This is a genomic window from Candidatus Roseilinea sp. NK_OTU-006, assembly GCF_012931985.1.
Lineage (GTDB): Bacteria > Chloroflexota > Anaerolineae > J036 > Brachytrichaceae > JAAFGM01.
Window position 1 is genome coordinate 60,248 of the sequence record NZ_JAAFGM010000006.1, and the last position, 18,773, is coordinate 79,020.

The window sequence follows — 18,773 nt, forward strand, 5'->3', positions numbered from 1 at the left end:
CCTGTCTTGCCATGCCCGACACCGTTCAACATCTCGCCGATGTGCTCGACGCGCACAAGCCGGTAGACAACACCGCGAAGTTCGAATATCTCCTCGAGGTGCGTGAGCGCGCCTGGGCGATCATCCGCGCCGGCCTGCGTTTGCGTGAGGACCATGCCTGCGCCGATGTGCGCGCGATCCGCGACTTGCAGGGGAACGTCGCCGGCGAGATGACCACGTTCACCGGCGATGGCAGCCCCGTGGACTGGATCGTGCGCTCGTGGATCGGCAAGCCGGAGACCGGCTTCACCAACATCCATCTCACCTGCTGGCTCGACCCTTCAGTAGATGTGCCTCACCTCGGCTTCGCCCTGGGCACGGCGCCCGACGTGTTTTGCTATTGCGACTTTCTGCCACGCGTGGAAGCCTGCACGGACTACGACTATTGCGAGCGCTATCTGCAGCCGATGAATGAGGCTTGGATTGCGCTGCGGCGCGATCCGCGCTACAAGACGTTCAACCCGGTGCACCTCTATACGCGCAGCACGCTTTCGCCCATCGCGATCTGCGGGTTGCTGCCATTCGACGACTTTCGCCGCGTCGTCGAGCCGGTGATGATGAACTATGTGCGCGCCTGGGTAAAGCTGGTTCAGGAGGCGCAGCCGATCGCCGCAACGCGCCGGCCGGCCATCGCCCAACGCGACCACGTGTTGCGCAAGACGATCGTTGAGAAAGACCCGGCCAATGTGTTAGCCGACCGAATGCTGGGCGCGCCCATGCGCGAGCGGCTGGTGCGGATTCTGTGGGGCGCAGAGCGGGAACGCTGAGCGGCTCGCTTGATTTTGGCCGCGAAGGGAGCGGAAACGCGCGGGCGTTGTTCGGTGGGCGCGAAAGTGCATGCTGATGATTTTCAGGAGGCAGTGCGATGAACGAGAGCCTTCAACAAAACTACAAAGGCGTGTTCGATGGACGGTTGGGCTTCGGCAAAAAGCCGGCGGTGCTCGTTGTGGATTTCATCCGCGCCTATACCACTCCGGGCAGCCCTTTGTTTGCCGGGCCGGTGTGCGACGCCGTGATGCAGACGGTGGAGGTGCTGGCTGCCGCGCGCGCCAAGGGCGTTCTGGTGGTCTATACCCAAGTGCTATACAACCCGAACGGGCTGGACGGCGGGATCTTCGTGCAAAAAGTGCCGGTGTTGCGCAGGATGGTGGCCGGCGAACCGCTGGCCGAGATCGTGCCGGAACTCGCCCCGCATCCGCAGGATGTGGTGATCGTCAAGCAGTATGCCAGCGCCTTCTTCGGCACATCGCTGGCGTCGCTGCTGACTGCCCAAGGCGTGGATACGGTCATCCTGACCGGCTGCAGCACTAGCGGCTGCGTGCGCGCCACGGCGGTGGATGGTATGCAGTATGGCTTTCGCGTGATGGTGCCGCGCGAGTGCGTGGGCGACCGCCGGCCTGAGCCGCACGAAGCCAACCTGTTCGACATCAACTCAAAATATGGCGACGTGGTGAGCAAAGAGGAAGTGCTTACCTACCTGGCCGGCCTGCCGTAAAGCGCAAGGCGCCCCGCCCGCGCTTGCCGCTACAATGTGTCCTGCAGTGGCGCAACCGATCGTCGCCCTCGAATCCACATTGATCACGCATGGCTTCGCCTACCCGCGCAACTTTCAGGTGGCACAGGAGATCGAGCAAGCCGTGCGCGACGCCGGCGCGCAGCCGGCCACCATCGCTGTGCTCAACGGCCAGGTCAAGATCGGCCTCAGCGACGACGAACTCGAGGCGTTAGCGAAGTCGAGGGATGCGCGCAAATGCAGCGTGCGCGACCTCGGCATCGTCATTGGCCTGGGGCTGGATGGCTCGACCACGGTCGCCGCGACGATGTTCCTCGCGGCCAGGCATGGCATCGGGGTATTTGCCACCGGCGGCATCGGCGGCGTGCATCGCGGCCACCCTTTCGATGTCAGCGCCGACCTGATTGAGCTGAGCCGCACGCCGGTGACGGTGGTGTGCGCCGGCGCGAAGGCGTTGCTCGACTTGCCGCTCACCTTCGAGCACCTGGAGACGCTGGGTGTGCCCGTGATCGGCTACCAAACGGACGAGATCCCGGCCTTCTACTCGCGTCGCAGTGGGCTGCGCGCCGATATTTGCGCCGAGACGCCCCAGGACGTTGCCCGCATCGTGCGGGCGCGCCGCGCGCTCGGCCTGCCCGGCGGCGAGTTGGTGTGTGCGCCGGTGCCCCGTGAGGCCGAGCTGCCGCGCGAGGTCGCCGAGGAAGCCATCATCGAAGCGCAGCGCCGCGCCGATGCAGCCGGCATCCACGGGCCGGCTGCTACGCCGTTCATGCTCGATCAAATTGCCAAGCTGACCGGCGGCGCCAGTGTGCGCGCTAATGTCGCGCTGCTGATCAACAATGCCCGCATCGCAGCCCACATCGCAAGAGCGATGATAGACGAGTAACGATTGATGAACGACGCCCAGACCGTCCCACCGAAATTCAAAATCCTTTTTGACACCGATCCCGGCATTGACGATGCGATGGCGCTGCTGCTGGCGCTCGTGTCGCCGGAGATCGAAGTGGTGGGCGTAACGACCGTCTTCGGCAATTCGCACGTCGAGGCGACCACGCGCAATGCGCTCAACCTGCTCAACCTGGCCGGCCGCCCCGACATCCCCGTCGCCAAAGGCGCCGATCGCCCCATGGTGCGGCCGCGCGGCCAGACCGGCGAATTCGTGCATGGTGACGACGCCATGGGCAACATCGGCTGGACGGCTGTGCACAACCCCGACCAAAAGCCGCTCGATATACCGGCGGCTCAGTTCATCGTCGAGACGGTGATGGCTCGGCCGGGCGAGATCACCCTCGTCGCCGTCGGCCCGCTGACCAACGTCGGGTTGGCCCTACAGTTGGAGCCGCGCATTGCGCAGGCAGCGCGCAACGTCGTCATCATGGGCGGGAGCGTGGCGACGCCCGGCAACGTCTCCCCCGTGGCTGAGGCCAACATTCACAACGACCCCCATGCGGCGGCGCTGGTCTTCGGCGCCGGCTGGGATGTGACCATGGCCGGTTTGGACGTGACGATGGCGGTGCGCATGGATGAAGCGTTCTTTGCTGCGCTCCGCCGCTCCGGCAACCGGCTGGCCCAGTTCATCGGCCGGATCGCGCCGTTCTATCAGCAATTCCACCGCGAGCGATATGGCTACCCCGACGGCGGCGTGGACACGCATGATCCAACAGCCATTGCTTACTTGATTGCCCCGACCCTCTTCCGGGCCGAACGCTGGAGCGTGGCCGTGCCGCTGGATGGGCCGGCGATGGGCGCAACGATCGCCGATCGGCGTGGTCTTTTCTGGCCGGGGCCGAAGGTGAACTGCTTGATGGGGGCAGACGCCCCGCGCGTTCTGGAGATGTTCCGAGTGCGTCTGACGGCTTAGGGTCGGCTTGCTTGTCTAAAAACCGGCCACTTAGGCAGGTGCAAACTCCGCCGAGTATCTGGTGACGGCTGCCAGCAACCCGTTATGCTATCTCATACCGAGTTCGCGTTTTGATTCGCCGCATGGCGGCAAAAACGGAGGTGCAGCATGGAGAAGCGTCTTGTGGGTGACTGGATGACGCGCAATCCGGTGATTGTCCTTCCTTCAACGCCGCTGCCGGATGCCTACGCCTTGATGCAAGAGCGCCGGGTGCGTCGCTTGCCGGTGATGAATGCCGGTAAGCTCGTTGGGATCATCACACTGGGCGACCTGCGTCAAGCTCATGCAACCGTAGACGATGCTGAGGCGGCGAAGATGCGCGTCGAGCTGATCATGACCGAGAACGTCGTGACGGTGACGCCGCAGACTCCGCTGCGCGACGCAGCCAAGCTGATGATCAAACACAAGGTCAGCGGACTGCCGGTGATGGATGGCGCCGAGCTGGTCGGCATTATTACCGAATCCGATATCTTCCGCGCGATCATGGCTGAAGATCAGCCGGTCGAAGTCGGGCGCAGCGAGCAGCAGGCGCCGCTCTTGACCGCGAAGGGTTAAGCTGAAGGGGTGACCAATGTTCAAGAAGATACTTGTGCCTTTGGATGGGTCTTCGTTTTCAGAAGAGGCCCTGCCGCACGCGCGCGAGCTGGCCCTATGCGGCGATGCTGAAATCATCCTCGCCCGCGTGGATGAACCTTATGAGCCGCCGCCCGGCGCCTTTGTGGTGGCGACTGCAATACCGGAGGCGGTGCAACTGACTGCGGGGGAGTACCTGGAGCAGATCGTCTCTCGCTTACAGTTGGCCGGTCTGAAGGCGAGCAGCGCCGTGCTCGATGGCAAGGTGCCCGATGCTTTGCTCAAGTTCGCCAAGAGCGAGGGCGTGGATCTGATCGTCATGTCAACGCATGGCCGGACGGGGCTCAGCCGGTTGCTGATGGGCAGCGTTGCAGAGCAGGTCGTGCATGGGGCGCACTGCCCGGTGTTGTTGGTGCGGCCTCAAATGCAGTGACGCGGCTAGGTCAAGGCGCTGCGCTGGCCCGTGGCTGCGGTGTGGTGAAGCCGGCCTCGGCGCGAGCCAAGGCTTACCCCGCTGAGCGGGACGCCGCAAGGGTAGGCGAAGGCGTCGTCTTGCCTACCCTTGTGGCTTACTTTTTCTTCCTGGCTTTAGGCTTGGCCGGGCTTTTGCGCTTAGCCTTCATCGGCATCGTGCGGCGCTTTTCGGTGGCTTTGCGATCCTTTTCTTCGGCTTCCTTTTCGGCTTTGGCGGTTGGGTCTTCTGGCGGTGCGCCATAATCGTCATCGTCAACCGGCCCGCCCATGTCGTCGCCGAACAGGTCGCCCATGCTTTTCTCGATCTGCTCGGGGTCTTCGCCGCGTTCCAGGCGAGTGACGACCTCATCGAACTCTGGCCCCATGTCCTCGCCGCTCTCTTGCGCCATCTTTCGCATAAAGCGGCCGAGCGCGCGAGGGTCGTTCTCGTCCAGGCCGGCCATCTCGTCCAGCAAGGCGTCGTCTCCACCTCCGGCGTCGAAGTCGCTCGAACCCGCGCCGCGCACGACGCGCACGCGCGACGCCAGCCGCATCAACCGGCGGCTGCCGCACCGCTCGCAACGCGCCCCCTTTTCGTCCACAGCCGACAACGAACGCCAGAAGATGGAGAATTTACGGCCGCAGTCCCGACAGCGGTATTCGTATATCGGCATATCCGACATTCTAGCGCAGCCGTTGCGCGCGGAGGGTTGGGGGCAGATGCGTCGTTGCTGCTGGCCCAAGCCAATCCGGGGGCCGGCGGGGTAGAGGCGCTGCGCGAACTGCATACGCTACAATACTCGGCACATCCTATGAAATGCGAGTGCAGGGCATCGGCGCCGGCGCCGGCGTCCGCGTCGGATCTGTATCAGTATTCCAGCCCGCCGATGTTGGTCGTGTTGTCCGGGCCATCCGGCGTGGGCAAAGATACGCTGTTGCACCGTCTGAAGGAGCGTGGCTACGACTTCGCCTTCGTCGTTACGATGACCACGCGTCCCAAGCGCGAAGACGAAGTGGACGGCGTGGATTACATCTTCGTCAGCAAATCCACCTTCGCCGACATGATGCAGGCCGACGAGCTGCTGGAGCACAGCCTGGTCTACGGCGATTACAAAGGCATCCCCAAGCAGCAGGTGCGCGATGCCATCGCCAGCGGCAAAGATGTGTTGATGCGCATTGATGTGCAGGGCGCAGCCAAGATCCGCCAGATTGTGCCCAATGCAGTGACCATCTTTCTGGCGCCGGAAAGTGAGGCGGAGCTGGTGCGCCGGCTGACGGAGCGCAAGACCGAAACCCCCGATGGGCTGAAGCTGCGCATCGCCACGGCGCGCGAGGAGATGAAGCGCATCCACGAGTTCGACTATGTAGTGGTCAACCGCGCCGGCCAACAAGATGAGGCGGTGGATCAGATCGTCGCCATCGTCACCGCCGAGCGTTGCCGCGTCGGCCGCAAGCCGATCTGCCTGTGATGAAATTCTCGGCCATCGCCTTCGCTGAGTGAGCCGCACATGACCATCCCCATCCCCATTCCCACGGCGAAGCCTTTCTGGACCTACGTGTTGATGGGGGTGGACATCTTCCTCTTCGCCGTCATGACGTTGGCGGGCGGCACGCAGAATCCGGCCGTGCTCGATCGCTTCGGCGCCAACACCGCTTGGCTGATCGCGACGCATCAGGAGTACTGGCGACTCTTCACGGCCAACTTCATCCACATCGGCATCGCGCATCTGCTGTTCAACATGTTCGCCCTGTTCCAGTTGGGCCGGCAAATCGAATCGCTGTACGGCCGTCCGCGCTTTCTGGCCATCTACTTGTTGTCTGGGTTGTCCGGCGCGATCTTCAGCTATATGCTCACCCAAGGCCGATCGGCCGGCGCATCCACGGCGCTGTTTGGCTTGTTCGGCGCGCTGCTGGTGTATTTCTACAGGCATCGGGAGATGTTCGGTCGGCTGGGTCAGCAGCAATTGATCAACCTCGGCACGATTCTGCTGATCAACGTCATAATCGGCCTCTCGCCCGGCAGCAACATTGACAATTGGGGGCACTTCGGCGGCTTCACAGGCGGGTTAATCCTGAGCTCCTTCCTGTGCCCGCGCTATGCGCCGATGGATCCGTTCGCGCGCGCCTTTGAGCCGGTCGTCTCCGAGCGCCGCCGGCCGGAGCTGTCGAACGGCATGGTGATGGACACCAACTCGCTGTCTCGGCAGGCGTTGCCGTTGGCTGCCTTCTGCCTCGGCCTGGTCGCGCTGACGTTCATCGCGACGTCGGTGCAGTCATCCCGCTTCCCTTAGCCAATCCGCCTCATGGTGCGTTTGCCCCGCTACGCGGGTCGTCACTACTTCGCCGACCCCGGTCGCTTACGCGCCTCCGTGGAGTCGTTTGTCGAAGACGCGGCCGGGGTGAACGTTCCCGGCGCGTTGTGCGCGGTGATCGTGCCGCACGGGGCGCACCCTGAATTTGGCCCGGTCGCCGGCCACGCATACAAGCTGCTCCTCAGCGCACCGCTTGCTTCGTCGTTGACGGTGTTGCTGGCGCCGGCGGCCAGTGCGCCAGATGACATCGGCGCTGTGCTGTGCGACCTGGCCGATGCCTATGCCACACCGCTCGACTCGATGGCCATCGCGACGCCTGCCCTGGATGCGCTGGATCAGGCCGGTGTGGCGGTCCTGCGTGCGCCCGACGATGAGCCGGTGCTCGAAAATCATCTGCCGTTTATCCAAGTGGTGACGGGCGACACTCAGTGCCTGCCGCTGCGCATCCCGGCCGGCGCTGACCTTGCCGCGCCGGGCTGGGATCGCGTGGTGGGAGAATTCGGCCTGATCGTCGCCGTGGCGAATCTGCCGCAGTCGCATGAACAGGCTGCCTGCGACGCGATTGAGCGGCTGGACGGCCGATTCTTTACCGGTGAAGCGCCTGCGCCCCGTTCCGGCAGGTTCAAAAGCTTGTTCGGTTCAAGCGGTCACAGACCGATGGCGCGATCGGCCGATGCAGCGGTGGTGGCGCTGGCCATCCGATTGGCTAAAGCGAAAGGGGCTCAGCATGGGCGGTTGCTCGCGCGCCAGGGCAGCCGAGCCGCCTTTGCGCTCTACCGTTAGGGCTGCCTCGCGACCGGGTCGCAGATGAGGTGATGCGGATGTGCGCTACGGCGTGGGGGACGATGCTTTGGCCAGCTCTTCCTCGATCATCGCCTTAAACGCTTCGTAGGGCTGCGCGCCGACGAGCGGCCGGCCGTTGATCAGAAAGGAAGGCGTGCCGGAGACGCCCAACCGTCGTCCCTCTTCGGCGTCGGCCTGCACGCGCTGCCGCGCGTTGCCGGCCTTCAGGCAGTCGGCGAACGCCTCGCTGTTGAGTTGAATGCCCGAAGCAGCGGTCGTCAGCGCTTGTTTCATAGTCGCTTCGTCCTGGCCGACGATGTCCTGCGTGAACAGCAAAGCGTGGTAGTCCCAGAATCGCCCCTGTTCCGCAGCGCATTCGGCAGCTTCGGCCTTCCAGATGGATGATTCGGCCAGGAAGGGATAGTGCTTGTAGCTGAAGCGCGCCTTGTTGGTCTTGACGTACTCGTCGAGGATGCGCTGGAGCGTCTCGGCATAGAAGCGACGACAGAAGCCGCAATTGAAATCGCTGTATTCCACGATGGTGACAGGCGCATCGGCGCTGCCCTGGGTGTTCGGCCCGCGCACGGCCACCTTCGGCAGGAAGGGCTGGGCGTCGGGCAGCGTCATGCCGACCTCGGTAGGCTTCGGCGTTGCGGCGCTCGGCGTGCGCGCTGCGGTGAAGATCACCATGGCGCCCACGGCGACGATGGCGCCGAACGCTGCGCCCAATGCGAACCACTTGAGCGCAGCGCGGTCGGATGTGATGAGGGTAGATTCTTGGAGCGGTTCCATCATGGTTGGAGATTCTTTTCAAAAGCTTGTCTCTTGTGCTTTACGCCCTGTTTGGTTGCGACGCGCACGCTCGAATCAACGCCTGGTAGAGCATCTCGTACTCGCTCACGGTCCGCGCGGTGCTGTAGTGTTGCAGGATGAAGTCGCGCGGTTTGACATAGGCAGCGCGATTGTCGCACACCCGCAGGATGGCCTCGGCTAACGCCGATGCATCGCCAACCGGCGTCACCTCGCCCATCCCGGTGGTCTGCACGGGCACGCGCACGCCGGGCAGGTCGCTGCAAATGGATGGCGTGCCGCACAACATAGACTCGACTTGCACTAGGCCGAACGACTCGGTGGAGTTCAGGCTGGGAAGCACCGTCACATCGCACGAGGCGAAGAAGGCCGAAAGCGCGCGGCCCTGCAGTGATCCGACGAACGTCCACGCGTCGCCCAGCGCGTCGAAGTGCGGCTGCAACCGACGCGCATATGCCTCTTCGCCGATGACGTTCCGATGTGGCCCGGCGAAGATCACGCGCGCGTTCGGTCGCGTCTCCCGAATGATCGCCAACGCGCGCACCAGCACCTCCACGCCCTTCTCGGTGGCCAGCCGGGCGCACATTCCAATCAGCGGATGCTGCTCATGGGACACGCGCCACTTTTGACGAAAGTCCGCGATGTCGCTGGGGCTGGGCAACTCCATTTCTACCGGCGGCGGGATGACCGCCAGCTTGTGCGCGTAGCGGGAGAGGTAGCGCGAGTGCCGCGCAAAGTCCTCGGTGTATGAGACGATGCGATCCACGTTGTATCCCGCAATGTCATTCATCAGGTTAATGACGGGTTGAACGATGCGATTGAACCAGGTCCCGGGCAGACGGATGTCGCCGTGGATGGTCAGCAACGATGGCTTGCCGAACAGGCGGGCGTTGATGGCGATGCCGGCGCCATCGAACTGGGGCAGATGCAGATGAACCAGGTCGAACTGTGGCAAAAGCTGGCGCAGTATCACACCGAAAGTCGGCATGATCACCCCTTTGCTGATCCGCGCCAGCACCGGCGCGCGCACCACTGAAACGCCGTCCAGAACTTCGCTGCGTGCGAGGTGAGGGTCATACTGAGACGTGAGCACCGTCACCTGGTGGCCGGCACGCGCCAGTCCACGCGAGAGGCGTTCGACGTAGATGGTGAGTCCACTGATGTGAGGGCGATAGTAGGTGAGGACTTGGAGTATGCGCACGCTCGACCCCGGAGGCTATCGGCTTCGAGCAGAATATACACTAGCTTGCGCGACTCTCAGGGCGCCGGCACCCTGTGACGCCTGATGGTCGCTAGGTCCTGGCCGGACGTAGTTGGCCGAATGACAGGCCGATCCGCGCCATCCCGATCACGCCCAGCACGATCAGCGCCAGTTGCTGCGAGAGCGACCACACGAAGACGAACGCCGTGGCCTGCGTCGGGTCAATATTGAACGGCGCGACCAACGCCGTTCGGGCGAAGAACTGCACCGTCCCCAGGCCGCCGGGTGCCGATGGCGCCGCGCCGCCCAGGTTAGCGGCGACGAGCGTGAGGCCGGCTTGATCCATGCGCGGCGGCAGAAAGGCAGCCATCGTGAAGTATGCGACAAAGAGCTGCGCTAACCAGATGCCTGTCGTCGTCAGGAGCACGATGATCAAGCGCTTAGCGGAGTTGATCAGCTTGAAGCCGGCGCAGAAGTCGCGGTAACGCCGTAACCAGATTTGCGCGTTGAAGCGTGGAAGGCGCGCCAGCAGCCGATGGAGCACTCCCTCGAAGCGCGCCGATTGCCCAATCGCCGCGCCGACGGCGGCGATCAACAGGATGACCAGGCCGGCGCCGAGCGCCGCGGCGCGCGCGAGCGTTGGATCCATTGGAATGAACTGTGCGAAGCTGAAGGCCAGCAGGACGACGGCGGCCAGGTCGAGCAGACGCTCGACCACGACGGACGAGAGCGCCGTCGCTGTGCTCACCTCGGTGCGCTGGCCGATGACAACGGCGCGACCGATCTCGCCCACACGAAACGGCAGCACCATGTTGAGCATGTAGCCGATGTTCATGGCGTGGAAGGCGACGCCAAAATGCGACTCGCCCATCAGCGTCGCCCAGCGCAGCGCGCGGACGGCTAAACCGGCCATAAAGGCGACGAAAGCCGGGAGCAACCAAGCCGTCTGCGCCGTAGCCACCGCCCGGGCGAACGCTGCAAAGTCCACATCGCGCAGCGTGAGGTAGAGCGCGAAGGCGCTGATCGCCATGCCGAGCCAGAATTTCCAGTTTTTGAGCATGATGTCGTCCTGCCCAGGAGTGGAGGTTCGCGCATGGGCCGCATTGGCGCCTGCGGCGCTCCCACCGGCGTGCGGCCAAGCTTATCACCCTCCCAGCCGCGCCAGTAGCGCTTCAACATGCTCTGGCGGAAGATGAACGCTGCCCAGGGATTGCTCTGCATCGCCGCGCGGGCCGTGGAAATCACTGCCGCCGGTGAGCAGCAGATGATGCCGGCGCGAGAGTTCGGCGAAGCGCGCTGTTTGCTCTGGGGTGTGCAGGGGGTAGAAGACCTCTATCCCGTCCAGCCCGGCCGGAATGATCTCATCGAGCAAAGCGGACAGGTCGCCGGCATATAGGCCGGGGTGGGCGAGCACAGCGAGGCCGCCGGCGTCGTGGATGAGTTGCACGGCTTGCGCGGGCGTCAATCCCTCATGCGGGGTGAACGCCGGCTTGCCTTCTGCCAGATACAGGGCGAACGCTTCCTGCTCAGTCTGGACGACGCCGGCCATGACCATGGCGCGGGCGATATGCGGCCGCCCGATCATCGCGTCGCCTGCCAGCGCCCTCACCTGCTCGAAGGGGATGTGGATGCCGAAGCGCGTGAGCTTACCGAGGATGCTGCGCGCGCGCGATTCACGCACCCCGCGCAGCGTCGCAATCCGGGCGAGCGTCGCTGCGTCGCTGGGCCGGACGCCGTAACCCAGCACGTGGGTCTCCGCATGACGCGAGAGCGCGCTCACCTCGATGCCCGGGATCACGCACACGCCGTGCGCGCTGCCTGCGGTTGCGGCTTCGTCGTTGCCGGCGATGGTGTCGTGATCGGTGATGGCGATGAGCGTGACGCCGCTCCGGCTCGCCAGGCGCACGATTTCTGCGGGCGTGTATAGCCCGTCCGATGCTGTGGTGTGACAGTGAAGCTCCGTTCGCATCTACCTGAAGATAACGGATGCGGCCTAAAAACGGAAGAGGGCAATCACACCACAGCGTGACAGGCGCTTCTACCTTGGCTCGATCGAGAGTCGCACTGCGGTGCGTTCGGCGCCTTCGATCACCACATCGGAGAACGACGGGATGACCACGATGTTGATTCCGTCAAGAAGGAGATACCCGCGCGCAATCGCCGCCGCCTTCATGGCCTGGTTGACCGCGCCGGCGCCGATGGCCTGCACATCCACGCGCCCACGCTCGCGGATAATGCCAGCGATTGCGCCGGCAACTGCTGTGGATCGCGATTGAGCTGAGACCTTGATGATCTCTGTCTTCCCTCGGGCTGGAACCGCCTCTGCACCTGGCGCCGTGTGATCGGTCATGTTCGACGCTCCCATATAATGCATTGTGCGTGTGCAATTGAGATGGATATGAGACGCAGCTTAAGCGGGGATATGCATCTGCGAAAAAACGACGGTGACGATGTTGCTCCCCTGCGCTGCGGCAAGCTGGCTTATCGTCAAGCTGGACCGTCGTCGCTTCCACCGCTGTTGTTCATTCATGGCTGGGGCGGCGCGTCGCGCTATTGGTTGCCCGTGATGCGCGCGTTGGCGGATGCGTTTTGTTGCTATGCGCCCGATCTGCCCGGCTTTGGATTCTCGCCGCCTTTGCTCGCTGCAGATAGCCCGGACGGGCCAGACACCCATTCCCATCGTGGGTTGGCATCCGTCGTCCTGGAGTTCATGGATGAAATGGGTCTCGCGCAGTGCGACTTAGTCGGGCACAGCTATGGCTCTGGCGTGGCGATCGCGCTGGCGGCCATGCAGCCGGCCCGTGTGCGAAGGCTGATCATCAGCAATTTCAGCACGTTCCGCGATGAGCGCGAGCGTCGCATGATCGCGTTCATGCACAGCGTGACCGGCCTGCTCGTCAAAGTGCGTAAGCTCCCATTCGCCGCGAGCGATGGATTTGCGAAGCTGTTGGGCAGTCGCTACTTCCATCGCTTGCCCGATGATATCACCGTGCTGCGCGATGGCCTGAACGACTTTTTGCAGATGGATGAGCGGACGGCCAACCTGACGGTGAAGGCGTCATTGAACTGGGAGACGCCGCACGATTTTGCGCGGTTGCTGATGCCGGTCTTGCTGATCCACTGTCGCAACGATCAAATCATGCCGCCGCGCAACGCAGAATACACCGCCGGCCTCGCCCTGCGCGGCAAGCTGGTTTGGATTGACGCATGCGGCCACCTGCCGATGGTCGAAAAGACGGATGAATTCGCGCGAATAGTCAAAAACTTCCTCCGTGATGACAGCCATTGATCTGCTCTCCCCGGCTGGACCGAATCCCCTGCCTTTCGACGATGTCGCCGTTCAGTTGCATCCCGACGACGACGTGGCGATTGCGAAGGTGAATCTGGCCGCCGGCACAACCATCCTAGGCACGCGCCACGGCGCGTCGCTGCGACTCCCCGCGTTAATCCCTTCCGGCCATAAGTTCGCCATCCGCGAGGTGAAGCAAGGCCGGCCGGTGCGGCGCTATGGCCAGGTGATCGGCTTTGCGACCTGCGATATTGCGCTGGGCGACCACGTGCACGTGCACAACCTGGCCGTAGGCGTCGAAACGCGCGATCGTGTATCTCTGCAAACGCGATTCGATCAAGATTACGCCTTCGGGGCCGACGTCAGGCCGGTGGCGTTGGTGCCGGAAGCGGAGCGCCGACGGTTCATGGGCTATCGCCGCGCCGACGGCCGCGTGGGCACGCGCAACTACATCGCAGTGATTGGCACGGTGAACTGCTCCGCACATACGGTGCGACGCATCGCCCACCATTTCACCGCAGAGCGGCTGTCCGACTTCCCGAACGTAGATGGTGTCATTGCCATTGCCCATGGCTTCGGCTGCGCCACGCGCGTCGGCGGCGAGGACTACATCCTGCTGCAGCGTACGCTGGCCGGCATCGCCGCGCATCCTAACATCGGCGGCTATGTGCTTGTGGGTTTGGGGTGCGAGGTCAACCAGATCGGCGCGCTGGTTGAGAACTATCACCTCGCCATCAAAGAAGCGCCGGCCATGCGCTCCGTGAATCCTCAACCCGCTATGGCTGGCGCGCCACGCCTCGCGCCGCCCTCGCTCACGATCCAGGATACCGGCGGCGTGCGCAAGACCATCGAGGCCGGCATTGCGATGGTGGAGGCGTTGTTGCCGGTCGTCAATCAGTATCGGCGCGAGCCGACGCCGATCAGCGAGCTGACCGTCGCGTTGCAGTGCGGCGGCAGCGACGGCTGGAGCGGCGTGACGGCGAACCCGGTGTTGGGCATGGTCTCTGATGAGATCGTCCGGCAGGGCGGCAGCGTGGTGTTGGCCGAGACCCCCGAGATCTACGGCGCCGAGCACTTGCTCACGCGCCGCGCCGTGAGCCGCGAAGTGGGCGAGAAGCTGATCCGCAAGATTCGCTGGTGGGAGCAGCACGCCGCCAAGCACGGCGTCGAGATAGACAACAATCCATCGCATGGCAACAAAGCCGGCGGCTTAACTACGATCTACGAGAAGTCGCTCGGCGCGGTGGCCAAAGCGGGCACGACGCCGCTGGTGGACGTGGTGGACTACGCCGAGCCGATCACGCACCAGGGGTTCACGTTCATGGATACGCCGGGGTACGATCCGGTCGGTGCCACGGGGCAGGTGGCCGGCGGTTGCAACCTGATCGTGTTCACCACCGGCCGCGGCTCGTGCTTCGGCTTCAAGCCGGCGCCCAGCATCAAAGTGGTCAGCAACAGCGCGACCTACCGGCGCATGGAAGAGGATATGGACATCAACGCCGGCAAGGTGCTAGAGGGTGTGCCGATGCAAGTGGTGGCCGATGAGCTGCTGGACTATGTGATCGCAGTGGCATCCGGCAAGCCCTCCAAGAGCGAAGCGCAAGGCATCGGCGAAGAAGAGTTCCAGCCGTGGAACTTGGGGGGGATTCTTTAAGGTCAGTCCACCGCACCGGCTATGTCTCAGCCATGGCGACATTTGTATGGAATTTGAATCTGAGGCGCGCGAGGAGCGCGCGTATTACGACGGCCTGAGCATTGCGGACTTGCATGCGCTGATTCACGAGCGCCGATTTGGCCGAACCGGCGCGTTCTGGCAGTCGCTGCGTGAGCGCACAACGCTGCTTGTGTCGGGCTGGACGCTGCTGGAGCTGCTGGAGCGGCGCAGCGTGAATCGGGAGACGCGGGCGCAGGCTGCCGGTGTGCTGTTGCACCTGGCCGATTGCCATGATTGGTCGCCGGAGGCGCTGGCCGACGATGGCGACCCAGAGTTTGAATCTCGCCTGCGTGAATTGCGCCGCGTCGTCCATGCGCGCATTCGGACGATGATGGGCTAGGCGAAAGCGTCGCGGTTGCCATTGGCGTGCGCGCTCGTGCCCGGATATTGGCCGTTGGTTTGCCCAACGCGTGAATCGCGCTTGCGTCTCGGGGCGACCCTAGATGATGGATAATTGAGCTGCGCAAGGATTCGTTTTGGCTCGGCCCTGCATCGGCATCGCTTTCGCCGATCGCAGGGCTGCGACGGCAGTCCTGCGACGATGCGCGTTTGCGCATCACGCTTCACACTTCACATCCTGGTCCTGTAGAGCCATGTCTATCTTCAAAAACTACATTGCCGGCGAATGGGTCGGCGCATCCGACGGTAAAACGATTGAGAACATCAACCCGGCGACCGGCGAGGTGATCGGGTATTTCGCTTCGGCGACTGCCGAGGACACGAAACGCGCTATTGCAGCGGCCAAAGAAGCGCTGCCGAAGTGGGCCGCGCTGCCAGGGCCGAGCCGCGCGGCCGTCCTCGACAAAGCCGGCCAGCTCATCGCCGCACGCGCCGATGAGCTGGCCGAGACGCTCACCCGCGAGGAAGGCAAGACGCTGGCCGAAGCCAAAGCCGAGGTGATGCGCGCGCGCGACATCTTCAAGTATTACGCCGGCGAGGGCTTTCGCGCCGGGGGCGATGTCATCCCGGCCAATACGCCGGACACGCTGCTGTTCACCAAGCGTGAGGCGCTGGGCGTCATCGCCGTCATCACCCCGTGGAACTTCCCGATTGCCATTCCGGCGTGGAAGATTGCGCCGGCCCTGGCCTACGGCAATACGGTGGTGTTCAAGCCTGCTTCGCTTGTGCCCCACACGGCGCTCAAACTGGTTGAGATTTTGATTGAGGCCGGGCTGCCGCCGGGTGTGATTAACCTTGTCGTCGGCAGCGGCAGCGCAGTGGGCAATACATTGGCTGAAAGCAAAGAGATCGCCGGCCTCAGCTTCACCGGCTCGTATGCTGTCGGCGTCAAGATCTACGAGAAGACGGCGCGCAACCTGGTGCGAACTCAGTTGGAGATGGGCGGCAAGAACCCCACCATCGTGCTCAACGACGCCAACATCCCGTTGGCCGTGGACATCGCCGTGCGCGGCGGCTTCGGACTTACGGGGCAGGCGTGCACCGCCACCAGCCGCGTCATCGTGGAAGAGAAGGTGGCCGATGCATTCACCCAGGCGCTGGTTGAAGCCGCGCGCAACCTCAAAGTAGGCAATGGGCTGGAGAGCGGCGTGCAGATGGGGCCGGCAGTGAGCGCCGAGCAGTTGCAAACCGACCTGGAGTATGTTGGCATCGGCAAGGGCGAGGGCGCGAAGCTGCTGGTCGGTGGCGAGCCGATCCCGGCCGGCGCCGGCTTTTTCATCCGGCCCACCGTGTTCGAGGATGTCGAACCCGGGATGCGCATCGCGCAAGAGGAGATCTTTGGGCCGGTGATCGGCGTCATCCGGGCTAAAGACTTCGATGATGCGGTGGCCAAAGCGAACGGCATCGGCTTCGGCCTATCGGCCAGCATCGTCACGAACGACCTCAACAAGGCGATGCGCTTCGCTGATCGCATCGAGGCCGGCGTGGTGAAGGTGAACGAGCCGACGACCGGCGTCGCTTTGCAGGCGCCATTTGGGGGGTTCAAGGGCAGCAGCGCCAATACATTTAAGGAGCAAGGGCGCGCAGCGATGGAGTTCTATACGCGGACGAAGACCGTATATGTGAAATACGGTTGACGCGCCAGCGCTTAGCAACGCCTTATCTGTGCCGGCTATAGTCTCTTGCGCGGAAGACCGGTTTGGAGATATGGCACGAGAGCGTGGGTTGACGTTGGTATCGCCGCTGGTGTTGCTGGCGCTGTGGGAAGCGCTGGCGCGCCTGGGCGCGCTCGATGCGCGCTTCTTCTCGATGCCCAGCGAGATCTTCGCGCGGCTGATGGCGTTGCTGCAAGATGGCACGCTGCTCACTCACACGGCGATCACCCTGCGCCGCGTGGCGGTGGGCTTCGTGCTGGCGACCGCCCCGGCCATCCTGCTCGGCGTGGTGATGGGTGTGAGCGGCATCGCCCGCGCGCTCTTCACACCGCTGGTCGCAGCCCTCTATTCTGTTCCCAAGATCGCGCTGGTGCCCATGGTCGTGCTGCTGCTGGGCATCGGCGAGCCGGCCAAGTACGCCATCGTGGTGGTGTCGGTGTTCTTCCTGGTCGTGCTCAACACGGTGGCCGGTGTGCGGAACGTAGATGCGCGCTACTTCGACATCGCTCGCAACAACGGCGCGAACAAATGGGACCTGATCTGGACGGTGGCGCTGCCCGGTGCGCTGCCGAGCATCCTCACCGGCGTCAACCTCGGCCTGGGTTTTGCGCTCACCGTCATCGTCGGCACCGAGCTGTTGCTGCCGCAGGGCGGCCTGGGCGCAATGATCTGGGCAGCCTATCAGGTGTATGACATCCCGACCATCTTCGCGGCGCTCATCGTGGTGGCGCTGCTCGGCTTCGGCGCAAACTGGCTGATGGGCGAGGTGGAGCGGCAACTGGTGCCGTGGCGCCTTGCCGACGCCCATCGGGCTACAGCGCAGGCGCCGGCGGTGCAAAGTGAACCGCGCATCCGCCGCTTCGTGCGGGTGTGGTGGATGGCGACGCGGCCGTTCAGCTTCACAGCCAGCCTGGTGCCGGTGACGCTCGGCGCAGTGCTGGCGGCCTACGACGGCTACTTCGACCTGTGGCTGTTCGCGCTCACGCTGGTCGGCTCGGTGCTCATCCATGCCGGCACGAACCTCGCCAACGACTACTTCGACTGGAAGAAGGGCGCGGATACGCCAGAGTCGCTCGGCCCGAACCGGGCGCTGCAAGAAGGCATGCTCACGCCGCAACAGGTGTTCGTCGGCGCGCTGGTCTGCTTCGGCGTGGGCTCGCTCATCGGCCTGTATCTGGTCGCAGTGCGCGGCGTGTTCATCCTGATGCTGGGCATCTTGAGCGTCCTTGCCGGTTGGTTTTATACCGCCGGCCCCAAAGCCTTCGCCTACATCGGCCTAGGCGAGATCGTGGTGTTCGTCTTCATGGGGCCGGTGATGGTCATCGGCAGCTACTACGTCCAAGCGCAGGCTGCGCCGCTGCATGGGGTGCTGCTCTCGCTGCCCATCGGCCTCCTCGTTGCAGCGATCCTACATGCCAACAACATGCGTGATCTGGAAGGCGACCTGGCCAAGAATAAGCGCACCCTGGCAAACATCTTGGGTCGTCAGGCCAGCAAATGGGAGTATCTGGTGCTGGTGAGCGGGAGCTTCGTCGTCCTGGTGGTGTTAGTGGTGATCGGCTATGCGCCGCTGTTGGCGTTGTTGCCGCTGTTGGTCATGCCGATGGGCATCTCGCTCGTTCAACGCGCATACGCCACCGATGAGCCGCGCACGCTGAATCGGGTGCTGCGCGCCACCGCTCGCTTACACGGCTGGTTCGGCTGGCTGTTGATCCTCGGCTTCGTCGGCGCGATGGTGGGCCGGCTTGTATACTAACCAACAGTTGACGGGTAGGCGAATAACCGATGACTCAATCTGACTTCGCCAAATGGCTGGAGAACGTGCTGGGGGACACCCCCCTTGAAGAGCTGGTGGATCCCGAAATCATGGAGCACGTGGATCGCCTCCAACTCCAGGGCGAGGAACGCGCCTGGAACTTTGCCAAGGAAGATGCCCGCGAAGCGTTCGAGATCACCATTCGCGCGCTGTGTAAGACCATGTTCGCCGTTGGATACGACGCCGGGCGTGAGCAAGCGCGCATTGATGCCTGGCTCGAGGGTGGCGGTTTCGACGACGAAAACCCCGACACGCGCGGCTCGGCCGATGAAGGCCCACGTGGCCTGCTGCCGTCGTAAGCGCGCACGCCTGCACA

General features: G+C 63.8%; 21 protein-coding genes. 15 read left to right on the plus strand and 6 right to left on the minus strand.

Features of this window, described 5'->3' with window-relative positions:
• The first annotated feature begins 11 nt into the window (after positions 1-11).
• The 6 genes from GXH28_RS05335 (at position 12) to GXH28_RS05360 (ending at position 4,458) form a co-directional block, all read left to right on the plus strand.
• Positions 12-806: a hypothetical protein gene (locus GXH28_RS05335; RefSeq protein ID WP_169237986.1), complete on the plus strand. Its 795-nt coding sequence runs from the start codon at positions 12-14 to the stop codon at positions 804-806.
• Between the two features lie 98 nt (positions 807-904).
• The gene (locus tag GXH28_RS05340) at positions 905-1,534 is read left to right on the plus strand and encodes an N-carbamoylsarcosine amidohydrolase (protein ID WP_169237987.1); all 630 of its coding nucleotides are present in this window, start codon (positions 905-907) and stop codon (positions 1,532-1,534) included.
• A gap of 34 nt (positions 1,535-1,568) precedes the next feature.
• A complete protein-coding gene (locus tag GXH28_RS05345; RefSeq protein WP_169237988.1) occupies positions 1,569-2,438 on the plus strand; it encodes a pseudouridine-5'-phosphate glycosidase in 870 nt (289 codons plus the stop codon).
• Positions 2,439-2,444: 6 nt separating this feature from the next.
• The gene (locus GXH28_RS05350; RefSeq protein WP_169237989.1) at positions 2,445-3,413 is read left to right on the plus strand and encodes a nucleoside hydrolase; all 969 of its coding nucleotides are present in this window, start codon (positions 2,445-2,447) and stop codon (positions 3,411-3,413) included.
• A gap of 147 nt (positions 3,414-3,560) precedes the next feature.
• On the plus strand, positions 3,561-4,007 hold the full coding sequence (locus tag GXH28_RS05355; RefSeq protein ID WP_169237990.1) for a CBS domain-containing protein: 447 nt from the start codon (positions 3,561-3,563) through the stop codon (positions 4,005-4,007).
• A gap of 16 nt (positions 4,008-4,023) precedes the next feature.
• On the plus strand, positions 4,024-4,458 hold the full coding sequence (locus GXH28_RS05360) for a universal stress protein (RefSeq protein WP_169237991.1): 435 nt from the start codon (positions 4,024-4,026) through the stop codon (positions 4,456-4,458).
• Positions 4,459-4,594: 136 nt separating this feature from the next.
• On the opposite strand, the gene GXH28_RS05365 is transcribed toward GXH28_RS05360, so the two are convergent.
• Positions 4,595-5,152: an FmdB family zinc ribbon protein gene (locus GXH28_RS05365; protein WP_169237992.1), complete on the minus strand. Its 558-nt coding sequence runs from the start codon at positions 5,150-5,152 to the stop codon at positions 4,595-4,597.
• 138 nt (positions 5,153-5,290) lie between these two features.
• Here GXH28_RS05365 and GXH28_RS05370 point away from each other — a divergent pair, with 138 nt between their 5' ends.
• The 3 genes from GXH28_RS05370 to amrB are packed head-to-tail and all read left to right on the plus strand — an operon-like array spanning position 5,291 to position 7,573.
• The gene (locus GXH28_RS05370) at positions 5,291-5,947 is read left to right on the plus strand and encodes a guanylate kinase (RefSeq protein ID WP_169237993.1); all 657 of its coding nucleotides are present in this window, start codon (positions 5,291-5,293) and stop codon (positions 5,945-5,947) included.
• Positions 5,948-5,986: 39 nt separating this feature from the next.
• Positions 5,987-6,769 carry a rhomboid family intramembrane serine protease gene (locus GXH28_RS05375; protein WP_169237994.1) on the plus strand — a complete coding sequence of 261 codons (783 nt, stop codon included), beginning with the start codon at positions 5,987-5,989 and terminating at the stop codon, positions 6,767-6,769.
• A 12-nt stretch (positions 6,770-6,781) separates the two neighbouring features.
• Complete coding sequence (gene amrB, locus GXH28_RS05380; protein WP_169237995.1) at positions 6,782-7,573, plus strand: AmmeMemoRadiSam system protein B; 792 nt, start codon at positions 6,782-6,784, stop codon at positions 7,571-7,573.
• Positions 7,574-7,618: 45 nt separating this feature from the next.
• Here amrB and GXH28_RS05385 read toward each other — a convergent pair whose 3' ends face one another.
• The 5 genes from GXH28_RS05385 to GXH28_RS05405 all read right to left on the minus strand — a co-directional run bounded on the left by GXH28_RS05385 (position 7,619) and on the right by GXH28_RS05405 (position 11,934).
• On the minus strand, positions 7,619-8,368 hold the full coding sequence (locus tag GXH28_RS05385) for a DsbA family protein (protein WP_169237996.1): 750 nt from the start codon (positions 8,366-8,368) through the stop codon (positions 7,619-7,621).
• Between the two features lie 37 nt (positions 8,369-8,405).
• Positions 8,406-9,584: a glycosyltransferase family 4 protein gene (locus GXH28_RS16805; RefSeq protein ID WP_169237997.1), complete on the minus strand. Its 1,179-nt coding sequence runs from the start codon at positions 9,582-9,584 to the stop codon at positions 8,406-8,408.
• 91 nt (positions 9,585-9,675) lie between these two features.
• Complete coding sequence (locus GXH28_RS05395; protein ID WP_169237998.1) at positions 9,676-10,644, minus strand: lysylphosphatidylglycerol synthase transmembrane domain-containing protein; 969 nt, start codon at positions 10,642-10,644, stop codon at positions 9,676-9,678.
• Between the two features lie 84 nt (positions 10,645-10,728).
• Positions 10,729-11,553, minus strand: coding sequence for a PHP domain-containing protein (locus tag GXH28_RS05400; protein ID WP_169237999.1), 825 nt, complete (start codon positions 11,551-11,553; stop codon positions 10,729-10,731).
• A gap of 69 nt (positions 11,554-11,622) precedes the next feature.
• Positions 11,623-11,934 (minus strand): stage V sporulation protein S, encoded by a 312-nt coding sequence (locus GXH28_RS05405; RefSeq protein ID WP_169238000.1) that lies wholly within the window; start codon positions 11,932-11,934, stop codon positions 11,623-11,625.
• Positions 11,935-12,006: 72 nt separating this feature from the next.
• Here GXH28_RS05405 and GXH28_RS05410 point away from each other — a divergent pair, with 72 nt between their 5' ends.
• The 6 genes from GXH28_RS05410 (at position 12,007) to GXH28_RS05435 (ending at position 18,756) form a co-directional block, all read left to right on the plus strand.
• Entirely contained in the window at positions 12,007-12,873 is an 867-nt protein-coding gene (locus GXH28_RS05410; protein WP_169238001.1) for an alpha/beta fold hydrolase, read from the plus strand.
• Entirely contained in the window at positions 12,860-14,527 is a 1,668-nt protein-coding gene (locus GXH28_RS05415; protein WP_169238002.1) for a UxaA family hydrolase, read from the plus strand. Before GXH28_RS05410 ends, GXH28_RS05415 begins: the two co-directional genes overlap by 14 nt.
• Positions 14,528-14,573: 46 nt before the next feature.
• Complete coding sequence (locus tag GXH28_RS05420; protein ID WP_169238003.1) at positions 14,574-14,927, plus strand: hypothetical protein; 354 nt, start codon at positions 14,574-14,576, stop codon at positions 14,925-14,927.
• 253 nt (positions 14,928-15,180) lie between these two features.
• Positions 15,181-16,623, plus strand: coding sequence for an aldehyde dehydrogenase family protein (locus tag GXH28_RS05425; RefSeq protein ID WP_169238004.1), 1,443 nt, complete (start codon positions 15,181-15,183; stop codon positions 16,621-16,623).
• Positions 16,624-16,693: 70 nt separating this feature from the next.
• Positions 16,694-18,397 (plus strand): 1,4-dihydroxy-2-naphthoate octaprenyltransferase, encoded by a 1,704-nt coding sequence (menA, locus tag GXH28_RS05430; RefSeq protein ID WP_169238005.1) that lies wholly within the window; start codon positions 16,694-16,696, stop codon positions 18,395-18,397.
• A gap of 29 nt (positions 18,398-18,426) precedes the next feature.
• Complete coding sequence (locus GXH28_RS05435) at positions 18,427-18,756, plus strand: hypothetical protein (RefSeq protein ID WP_169238006.1); 330 nt, start codon at positions 18,427-18,429, stop codon at positions 18,754-18,756.
• The last annotated feature ends 17 nt before the right edge of the window (positions 18,757-18,773 follow it).